The organism is Clostridium sp. MCC345 (assembly GCF_018785345.1).
Taxonomy (GTDB): domain Bacteria; phylum Bacillota; class Clostridia; order Lachnospirales; family Anaerotignaceae; genus Anaerotignum_A; species Anaerotignum_A faecicola.
The window spans coordinates 64113-74927 of the sequence record NZ_WQPP01000044.1; the positions used below are offsets into that span (position 1 = coordinate 64113).

At 41.7% G+C, this 10815-nt stretch carries 9 protein-coding genes and 1 riboswitch; all 9 genes read left to right on the plus strand.

Features of this window, described 5'->3' with window-relative positions:
* Positions 1-94: 94 nt before the first annotated feature.
* The 9 genes from GPK49_RS08810 (at position 95) to GPK49_RS08850 (ending at position 10594) form a co-directional block, all read left to right on the plus strand.
* Positions 95-535 (plus strand): sigma-70 family RNA polymerase sigma factor, encoded by a 441-nt coding sequence (locus tag GPK49_RS08810; protein ID WP_186867622.1) that lies wholly within the window; start codon positions 95-97, stop codon positions 533-535.
* Positions 519-767: a helix-turn-helix domain-containing protein gene (locus tag GPK49_RS08815; RefSeq protein WP_117831456.1), complete on the plus strand. Its 249-nt coding sequence runs from the start codon at positions 519-521 to the stop codon at positions 765-767. The genes GPK49_RS08810 and GPK49_RS08815 overlap by 17 nt, the downstream gene beginning before the upstream one ends.
* Before the next feature lie 442 nt (positions 768-1209).
* Positions 1210-1404, plus strand: a complete 195-nt coding sequence (locus GPK49_RS08820) for a DUF6462 family protein (RefSeq protein ID WP_215677484.1) — start codon at positions 1210-1212, stop codon at positions 1402-1404.
* 101 nt (positions 1405-1505) lie between these two features.
* Positions 1506-1685, plus strand: coding sequence for a hypothetical protein (locus GPK49_RS08825; protein ID WP_227700698.1), 180 nt, complete (start codon positions 1506-1508; stop codon positions 1683-1685).
* A gap of 37 nt (positions 1686-1722) precedes the next feature.
* A complete protein-coding gene (locus GPK49_RS08830; protein WP_118592505.1) occupies positions 1723-2964 on the plus strand; it encodes a tyrosine-type recombinase/integrase in 1242 nt (413 codons plus the stop codon).
* 575 nt (positions 2965-3539) lie between these two features.
* Entirely contained in the window at positions 3540-4547 is a 1008-nt protein-coding gene (locus GPK49_RS08835) for a virulence RhuM family protein (protein ID WP_215677486.1), read from the plus strand.
* A 117-nt stretch (positions 4548-4664) separates the two neighbouring features.
* Positions 4665-5507 (plus strand): tyrosine-type recombinase/integrase, encoded by an 843-nt coding sequence (locus GPK49_RS08840; protein ID WP_215677488.1) that lies wholly within the window; start codon positions 4665-4667, stop codon positions 5505-5507.
* 386 nt (positions 5508-5893) lie between these two features.
* Positions 5894-5969: riboswitch (cyclic di-GMP riboswitch) on the plus strand.
* An 85-nt stretch (positions 5970-6054) separates the two neighbouring features.
* A complete protein-coding gene (locus GPK49_RS08845) occupies positions 6055-10143 on the plus strand; it encodes a stalk domain-containing protein (protein ID WP_215677490.1) in 4089 nt (1362 codons plus the stop codon).
* A 91-nt stretch (positions 10144-10234) separates the two neighbouring features.
* Positions 10235-10594: a helix-turn-helix domain-containing protein gene (locus GPK49_RS08850; protein ID WP_318283890.1), complete on the plus strand. Its 360-nt coding sequence runs from the start codon at positions 10235-10237 to the stop codon at positions 10592-10594.
* Positions 10595-10815 lie beyond the last annotated feature (221 nt).

Below are 10815 nucleotides of genomic sequence, written 5' to 3' on the forward strand. Positions count from 1 at the left end.
CCACCCGAACATCTCCCCGGTTTCATTTGGGAGATACACCGGAAGGGAAAAAGGCAAGTGCCTTGTCATTCGGAACGGGAGGAGGTGAACTCGTATGGGGCAACCTTCTTCTAAGGATGAAATGACCGTCAGGCATCAGTTTGACCGTTTGTGCCAGATGGCATTAAAAGGCGAAGCTGTCAATTATTACAAGCACATGGACTATCGCAGAAAACACGAAGTCACATTCTCTGAACTGTCAGAAAAGGAGCTGAGCAAATTATTTACTATGGATGAGTACGGAACAGAAAATCATCATTTTGAAGTGCATGGCTATGATATTGAAGTAAAAAATACTTTGATTGCGGAAGCATTAAAAGAACTTACGGAAAGAAAAAGGAATGTTATTTTACTTTCCTATTTCATGGAGATGAGCGATGCAGATATTGCAAGAGAAATGAATCTGGTTCGCAGTACCATTCATGAACACAGAACACGCTCACTGGAAATTTTGAGAAAGATCATGGAAGGAATAGCAGATGAAAAAGATGTCTAAAACCAGAAATAAAGAAAATTTGTTGCCTTTCCATATTATAAAGGCAGCATCAGAGGGCGATGTGAGTGCAATCAATGCCGTGTTAAAACATTATGAAGGGTACATAATCAAATTGTCCACAAGAAAGCTGTATGACGAAAGTGGACAGGTACACTACTGCATTGATGAAACTCTGCGTCGCAGATTAGAAACAAAGCTGATCACAAAGATATTGGCTTTTGAAGTTGCATAACAGGCGGTTAGCATTGTCCCTTTCCATTCGCTGATTGCTGCGTATGCACCCTGTACCTTGACAACTGAATATTTTTTGCATACAGGACGTGAGGATATGTGGAGCCACTAGGTAGATTCGCCAAGATGTACCTGCTCTTTGCTAGGAGTGAATGTGAGGAAATGTTGAAACATTACATTGAAGTAAAGGTATGGAGCGAGATGATCTGACAAAATGTGTGGCAGTAACACAGGGCGATGAAGCATATCCGTGATAATGATACTTCCGGATTGTAAGGAAATTTGCAGTCCGGTCAATTTGAATGACGGTGCAAGACCGATGTGGGCAGAGTAATGATCTGTCACCTGTATTGCATTTTTATCTGCCTATGAGAGCCGGCAAGTGAATTGTAGGTTGTCATTGGCAGATAAAATGCGTGTTAAATTTAAGGAGGATTTGAGTAATGCAGAGGATGCCAAAGGTAATAAATAAAAAAAGACTGGTCAGATATAAGGAAGGGGCAGAAATGTACAGCATGGGTATGAATAAATTTCAGACTCTTGCCAAAGATGCGGGAGCAATTCTGAAGATAGACAGAATGGTGTTAGTAGACCTTGATGTGTTTGACCAATATCTTGAGTCATTTCGGGTGAAATAAATTTTGCAGACAAGGAAAAAGATTTTGGTTTAACCAAAATTCACTTGACTTTTGGTTAAACAGAAAGTATAATGATTATGAAATGGATGGAGGTGTATATTGTGGCTAGAACAGGTAGACCGAAGTCTGATAATCCTAAAAAAACTCTTATCGGATTAAAACTGACGGAGGAAGAAGCTGCAAGACTGAAAGGATATGCGTCCAAACATGACATGACCATAACACAGGTGCTACAAAGAGGTATTGATATGCAGTATGCAATGGATAAACCGGCTGAGTAGCTAGTACAAAATCTCTTTCCTTGAGAGAGGAGACGAGATGGCGAAATCAAGAAAGGATAACAAAGGGAGAGTATTAAGAAAAGGCGAAACTCAACGCAGTTGCGATGGTAAGTATGTATATACTTATGTTGATCCGGAAGGAAAGCGCCGGAGCATCTATTCTAAGGACATCATGGAATTGCGGGAGAGAGAAGTTAAACTGATGAAAGATCAGCTTGATGGGTTGGATGCGTATGCAGCCGGAACATCTACAATCAATTTTGTTTTTGACAGATATATATCGACAAAGGCAGAGTTGAGGGAAACAACAATGCGGAACTATAAATATATGTATGATCGCTTTATACGAGGTGGATTTGGCAAGAAGAAAATTGCCGCTGTGAAGTATTCTGATGTATTGCAGTTCTATCAGCATTTGTTGAAAGAAAAGGAAATGCAGATAAATACGCTAGAAACAATTCATACTGTTTTACACCCGACATTTCAGCTTGCTGTGCGTGATAACATCATTCGTGTTAATCCAAGCGATGGAGTAATGGCACAGATTAAAAAGCAACCGGGGAAAAATCATGGTGTGAGACACGCTTTGACAGTGGAACAACAGAGAGCCTTTATACGCTATATTGATGAAAGTCCTACATTTTACCACTGGGCATCATTTTTTAAGTTCCTACTTGGAACAGGTTGTCGAATTGGAGAAGCAATCGGTATCCGATGGGAAGACATTGATTTTGAAAAAAGGACGATCAGTATCAATCATAGCGTGGTTTATTACAGTAGAGAGTTCAAAGAACATCCGATATGTTCATTTGCTGTATCTCTTCCAAAGACAGAAGCTGGTATACGCACGATTCCGATGATGGATACGGTTTATGATGCACTCCAGATGGAATTGGATGACCAGAAGGAACATGGATTTAATGAAACAGTGATTGATGGGATGAAAGGATTTATCTTTATGAATCGTTTTGGCAATATCCATAATCCGCAAGCTGTAAACAGAGCAATCAAGCGTATATATGAAGCACACAATGCAGAAGAAGTGGTAAAAGCTGCAAAACAGCACAGAGAGCCTGTGATAATACCACATTTTTCATGTCATCATTTGCGACATACCTTTTGTTCAAGGTTTTGCGAAAATGAAACAAACTTAAAGGTAATTCAGTCTATTATGGGACACGCAAATATCGAAACAACCATGGATATTTATGCGGAAGTTACCGATACTAAAAAGCAGGAAGCAATTCAAAATTTAGCACACAATTTAGATGTATTTTAGGAAAGAGTCCGGCATGGACTGACGAGAGTACGACAAAATGTGTGCCATACGACAAGAGTACGACAAATTCGAGTGGTGTAATCAGCATAAATATGTTATTATAATAATGTTGGAACACCGAAAAAGGCTTTATTAAAGGAAAAAGCGTCAATGTAAATTAAATTGATGTGAAATCCCGACAATGAAGCCCATTAACGATTGATGAGTCGGAAAATGGTGGAAAATCAAGGGCTTTGAGATAGTGGAAAATTCGGGAATGACTGATTTACCACCAACTTACCACCAATTTCACAGATGAAATCCGAAGCACCTGCATGATAAATGCAGGTGCTTTTTGGGTTGGCGCATTTATGCGTGGAGATAAACGCACCGATACAAAAGGGAATCGATTCAATTCTTTTTAATTGTTTCAGGATGCAGTGAAGTCTGGTGGGCTTTCGGGTATTTTATTATCTTCATGTTTTCTTATTGGGACACACCTGACGGGAGAAGTTTTTCATACGGTGATGGTTGAATTACTACTTTTTTTTCGTTATACTCTGGATAGTTCCATTCTGTGCAAAGGGGGTAAAAATATGAATAGACAAGTAGATTTTTTAATATATCGTTCCGCTGAAGAAGACCTTTCTGTGAATGCGCTCGTAAAAGATGAAAGCATCTGGCTGACACAGAAAGCAATGGCAGAATTATTTGCAGTTGAAGTTCCTGCAATTTCAAAGCATCTTGCCAACATTTATGCAGATGGCGAATTAAGTCAAGCTGCAACTGTTTCCAAAATGGAAACAGTTCAAACTGAGGGCAATAGACAAGTCAAACGTAAGATGGATTTTTATAATCTGGATGCCATCATTTCTGTTGGTTACAGAGTAAATTCCCGCAGAGCAACACAGTTCCGTATCTGGGCAACCAGTGTTTTAAAGGAGTATATGATCAAAGGCTTTGCTATGGACGATGAGCGTTTGAAGCAGGGCAGGACAGCCTTTGGTAAGGATTATTTTAAAGAACTGCTGGAGCGTGTTCGCTCGATTCGTGCGAGTGAAAGACGCATCTGGCAGCAAATCACAGATATTTTTGCAGAATGCAGCATTGACTATGACAGACAATCTCCCACAACAAAGGACTTTTATGCGATGGTGCAGAACAAGTTCCATTATGCTATCGTGGGGCAGACGGCAGCAGAGATTGTATATACCAAAGCAGATCATGAAAAGGAACATATGTGGCTGACAACATGGAAACATGCACCGGAAGGCAGAATTCTGAAGTCCGATGCACGCATTGCAAAAAACTATCTGGATGAGAAGCAGATTCGCCAGTTAGAAAGGGTGGTCAGTGGTTATTTCGATTATATCGAAGATCTGATTGAGAGAGAAAATACATTCACTATGGAAGAGTTTGCTGCCAGTGTTAATGAGTTTCTGGCATTTCGCCGCTATAAAATTCTGAAGGATAGAGGCGGTGTTTCGAGTAAAATGGCAAAGGAAAAAGCAGACATCGAGTATGATATTTTTAATAAAACACAGAAACTGCGTTCTGACTTCGATAAAGAGGTGCAAAAGATGCTGGATGCAAATAGAGAATAAAAGGCAAAGCCTGTAGGTGAAAAGACCTACAGGCTTTTTTGTGTGCTTTTTGCCATTTCCGCATTATTTTTCTAAAATCATGGGGATATTATCTTTAAAATCAGGGAGGCGAAAAGGATGGAGCATATTTTGACATGGGAAATGATGAGGGAATACGAAAAGCACTTGCGGCTGGCAGAGAAGAGTAGCAGTACGATACAGAAATATCTGCACGACATCTGGCGGTTTTATGAACATTTGCCGAGGGGGAAAGTGTTTACAAAGGAAAGAGTGATTGCGTATAAGGAAAGCCTTGCGGAGCAGTATGCCATAAGCACGGCAAATGCGATACTGGTGGCGTTGAATGGGCTATTTTCGTTTTTAGGGTGGTGCGATTGCAGAGTAAAGCCGTTCAAACAGCAACGATGCATTTTTCGGGATAAGGAGCGGGAGCTGTCGGAAAAGGAATATCTTTCTCTATTAAAGGCGGCAAAGCAAAAGGGGAATCAGAGATTATTTTATATCATGGAAACCTTATGCAATACGGGAATTCGCATTTCCGAATTGCAGTTTATTACTGCGGAAGCGGTGCGGACGGGGACAGCGATTGTGAATTGCAAGGGAAAACAGAGAAAGGTGCTTCTGCCGCAGAAATTGCGGAAGGAATTGCAGAATTATTGTAAGAAGAACTGCATCACATCGGGGGCAGTGTTTATTACAAGGACCGGAAAGCCTATCAGCCGTACAAACGTCTGGGGAGAGATGAAGCGGCTATGCAAGGCGGCGTGTGTCGAGGCAAAGAAGGTCTTTCCGCACAACTTTCGCCATCTGTTCGCGGTGAGTTTTTACCGTCTGGAGAAGGATATAGCAAAGCTGGCGGATCTTTTGGGACACGCCAGCATCGAAACTACCCGTATTTATGTGATGGAATCGGCGGAAAGCCATATCCGCCAGATTGAGCGAATGCGGTTGTATATTTAGGACAAACTACACATTCTGTTTCGTATATGGAAAATTCAACACTGATTTTTCGGAAAAAAGCATGAATTCGCCATGTATTTTTTTCAGTATATCACCAAAAGAAACATTATTCAAGGAAGTCCTACATAATTTTACAAAATTCAGTACACGAAAAAAGCCGGTAAAAGGATTCTTTTTTGCCAGCTTCTTTTGTGTGCCTTTTTTATGCAGAAATTCCTTTTTTCTGCCATCTCGCGTCTGAGAGAATCAATAGTGGCAGTCGCATTTTGAAAAATTTTCTCTTTTTCACAATGAAAAGACGGCGGATAAAGGACAGAATGTGTAGTCCGTATTATGTGAGAGAAAATCGGGGGTGTTTTACAAAAATTAGGGGCAACAAATGCAAATGAAAACGATGGCAAAGCAGGCGAAAGCCTGTGACGCAAAGCTAAAGGGCCTTTCAAATGGCAGCCAGCTGCAACAAGTGCGCTGCCGAGAGGGGAGTGCCTTTTTGTTTTTTACAAAAACATGGGGCTTTATTTGGCAATGAAAAAGGAGGAAGATGGTTATGAAAAAGAATTATTACGCGAAGGCGCTTGCGCTGACCGTAGCGGCAAGCATGGTTTCCGTGCCGGCGTTTGCGGCGGAAGAAAATGACGCGGCAACATTGCAGGCAGATGCGGAGAAGGGCATTGCGACACTGCCGCTGTTAGATGAGGAAAAACCTGTGGTTGTGGCAGAGCCTGAGGAAGAAGAACCTACAGAAACGCCGAAAACACATGGCACAACAGGGGACGAAGCGGCAGCCGTTGCACTGCAGAGTGAAGACAGCGTAATTAGTGAAGATACAGAATGGACAGATGCAACCACACTTTCTGAGGATTTAACGATTGCAGAAGGAAAAACTTTGACACTGAAAGGTCAGGTGACCATTTCCGGTGATGTAACCATTTCCGGCGGCACAATCAAGCGTGGTGAAGCGTTTAAAGATTATATGATAGTTGTTCCTGAAGGAAGTTCTCTTACGCTGAAAGACGTTAAGATTGATGGTGGCGCTGTATGGGAAGGCTCTGAAGATACAACGCTTGGTCGAGGAACAGAAAACGGCGGCGTAGAAGCTACCAGTGCAATGATTTATAATTTTGGTACACTTACAGTTAAGAGTGGCACAATTCTGGAAAACAACGATAACACAACAACCAGTGGTGCTATTGCAATGAAAGATGAAGAAACAGGAGAATATACATTCCCATCTGTTACGGATAAAGTTCGGTTTGGCGGTGCTGTGTTAAATGGCGGTTTGATGAAAATTTCCGGTGGTACAATTCGCAATAACAATGTTGGCTGGCGTGGTGCAGGTATTGCAAGCTATGGCAAGATTGAAATGACCGGTGGTACGATAAGCGGCAACTATGCAAGAAATGGCTGGGGTGATGGCGGAGCAATTTATCTGTCCGGCGTTAAAAATGATACAGGAGAAGATTATACTGCTTCGGATGCTTCTTATTGTACAATTTCCGATGGTAATTTTACAAATAATAAGTCTGATGGTGCAGGTGGCGCTGTATGTGCAGATGGTTACTCAATACTTTATGTTAAGGGTGGTACATTTGAAAACAACGCAGCAGCAACAACAGGTGGTGGGATCAATGTATATAGTTCCTGTTTGAGAATGTCCGGCGGAACAATATCGGAAAATACGGCAGTAAGTACAAATGATTCTACAGGTAATGGCGGCGGTTTAAATTTAACAGTAGGAAGTGTAGCTGATATAACCGGCGGTACGATAGAAAATAACCAGTCCAATAGCGGTGGCGGTATTTATGCAAATGGAAAATCTTCTTTTACTGCTTCAAATTTAAAAATTACAGGTAATACAGCAGCAACAAATGGTGGCGGTATCTGTATCCCGGGAACAAAGGATTACGAATATAATGTTTCGCTCGAAAATGTTTTGATTCAAGGAAACAAAAGTGAGTCCGGAAGTGGTGCAGGTATCTGTGCTGCACGAGCTTGGAAGGAGGAAACTTCTACCGGAGTTTTAACTTTAAAGAACTGTCAGATTAAAGAGAATTATGGCACAGTTGCTGGCGGTGGTATTTATTTGGATAAAGGTGTTACTGCTACGATGGACGGCGGTGAAATCTCTGGCAACCATGTTATCAATCCGACAAGCCAAACAAATGGCGGCGGTATTGCTGTCGGAGGGACGTTCACACTTAATTCCGGTAAGATTTCCGATAATATAAAAGATGGTTCGTGGAATGGTGGCGCAGCAGCATCTGTAAGTGGGACATTTACAATGAATGGTGGCGAAGTTTCCGGAAATATTGATACATGTACAGCAGAAAATGCAGAGAATCGTACAATCGGCGGCGGTGCATTTTATGTTTTAGGAGGCACGTTAAATATCAATGGAGGTACAATAACGAATAATACCTCCCATAGAGGCGGTGCAATAGCATTCCATTATGGTCCTTATAATCGTGGGACAGTTCATATTACAGGTGGCAAAATTGTTGGAAACTATGTAACAGGCGGAGAAGGCGGAGCAATAAATATGACATCTGCAAGAAAAAAGGGAGATTCTGTCTATGACCAGACTGTTACCATAAGTGGTTCTCCTGTTATTGCCAATAATAAAAAAGGTGCTAAAGTGAATGTAGCTGGTGATGTATACACTGTTGATACCTCAGCTGCTACAGCGGAAAATAATATCTATTTATCTCTTAATAATAGAAATGAATTAGGAGATGCGTATGCAGAGCGTCAGACAATTCATCTGGGGCAACTGAAAGACGGTGCTTCCATAGGGGTAACAACAGAAACGCAACTCCAGAAAGGACGTACCGTTCAGATAACTACAGCGGAAACGGATACAAAATATTATAAAGATTCGGCAAAATATTTTGTTCCTGATACAGAGAACACGATTGTAGCGGCTGATGAAACAGGAAACTATTTGAAATTGGCTTACAGCGATGAGAACTATTATAAGGTCACATTGAATCTGTCCCATGCAAAAGTAGAAGGTGCAACTGTAACGCAAATTAAGCAAGGTGAAGATTATACTGCTACAATTATAGCAGACACAGGCTATACGCTTCCTGAAACAGCGCCTGATAGGACAACTTATTCTTCTTTCAGCGAAGATAAAAAATCTGCAAGTATTGAGATTAAAAATGTAGACGAAAATAAAACAGTATCTCTTGCGGCTATACCTAATAAATATACCGTAACATTTGATGGCAATGGCAGCACAGACGGCGCTATGAAAGTGCAGACAATGACCTATGATACATCTGATGCACTTTCTGAAAATAAATATACAAGGACAGGATATAATTTTGCCGGATGGTCTACGACAAAAGGGGAAACTTCTGAATATCCTGATAAGGTTTCTGTTAAGAACTTAACTGCGGAAAATAACGGCAATGTCACATTATATGCTGTATGGACAAAGAAGGAAACAATCCCTGCATTTGATTCCGGTGAAAATGCTGTTCAGAGCAGTAAATATGACGGAACAGGAAAAGCATATACTTTAACCAGCGAGCTTGAAGGATTTACAATCAGCTATAAGAAAGGCGAAGAAACAGTAGCAGCTCCTACGGCAGTCGGCACCTATGATGTAATTATTACGCGTGCCGAAGATGATACCTATGAGGCTTTCAGCCAGACAATTACAGGTGGTCTTGTAATTACGGCGGCAGATTACCCGGTATCTGTTGTTGCCGATAAAGAAACAATGAGAGGTGCAGGCACAGTTAAACTTACTGCAGACAGTACAGTTGATGAAATTAAAGTAACAGGTATTGTATGCAGTGATGACAGTATCAAACCTACAAAGAATGAAGATGGTACATATTCTGTATCTTTGCCTAATGCAACCAAAACATATATCTTTACGGCACAGATTGATGGGGATTTAAGCAACTACGGTGAAGGCACTGCTTCCTGCACAGTAAGCGTTTCTCGCAAGAAATCATCTTCCTCCTCTTCTGATACCTCCGCACCGACCTACGGCGTTAACACAGGCAAGACAGAGAACGGCAAGATTTCCGTTACTCCTGCAAAGGCAGAAGCAGGCGAGAAGGTAACAATCAAAGCAACACCTGACAGCGGCTATCAGCTGGATAAGGTAACTGTGAAGGATAAAGACAACAGCAACGTGAAGCTGACGAAGGTAAACGATAATGAATACACCTTCACAATGCCGAAGGGTAAGGTTTCCGTTGATGCGACATTCGTACAGAAGGATGCGGCAGATGCTAACCAGAACAGCGCGGCTGAAAAGAGCAAGGTAATCAAGCTGCAAATCGGCAGTCGCATTGTCAACGTGGATAATGAAGCAGTGATTTACGATGCTGCACCCGTTATTCGCAATGACAGAACTCTGGTTCCTATCAGAATCGTTACAGAAACTCTGGGCGGCAAGGTTGATTGGAACGGCGCAACAAAAGAGGTTACACTGCACATCGACGGCAAGGAAATCAAGATGACAGTTGGCAAAACACTGGAGAAATACGGTGTTGCACCTGTGATTATTGATGGACGCACCTTCGTACCTGTTCGCTTTGTGGCAGACGAGCTTGGCGCAACCGTCGCTTGGGACGATGCAACAAAGACAGTGACAATCACGAAAATTGAAAAATAAATCGGAAAAAGAATAACCGAGGGCGTTCATCGGAAAACGGTGAGCGCCTTTCGTGTCATGGAATACGGGGAGGAGGATGCGCGTGAAAGAAATGGGAAAGCGGCTCAAGGGGCTAAGAGAGAGCATGGGGCTGTCACAGATGAAAATGGCGGAGATTTTGGGATTGAAACAGCCCAGTATTAACCGCTATGAGCAGGGAACAGCAACACCAACGGTTGAAAATCTGAGAAAATATGCGGACTATTTTGACGTGTCTATGGATTACATCTTTGCTCGCACGGATAACCCCGAAGGAAAATTGTATGCACATCAGCCGAAATCTTTGGCGGATAATAAGGAACTACAGCAGTTTATCGAACTGTGCTTTGACCCCAGTTCACCGTATAACGAAAGACTGAAGGAGACGATGATTCGGATGCTGGGGGAAATGCAGGGGGAAATTACAGGATGAAATAAGTTATATAGAGCAGAGGTGTCAGATTTTTGGCACCTTTCTTCATTTTGGTAGCATTTGGAAGGAAGAAGAGTGTTTCATGGAATATTTATCATACTTTGGTATGATTTACATTTCGGGTGTGGTTTGATATAATTTATGTAGAATTTTGTCGTAGTGGCATTTTCGGGAGAACGTTACTTATTCCTGCGAGAAGAACGTATTTTTACAGGAATGAC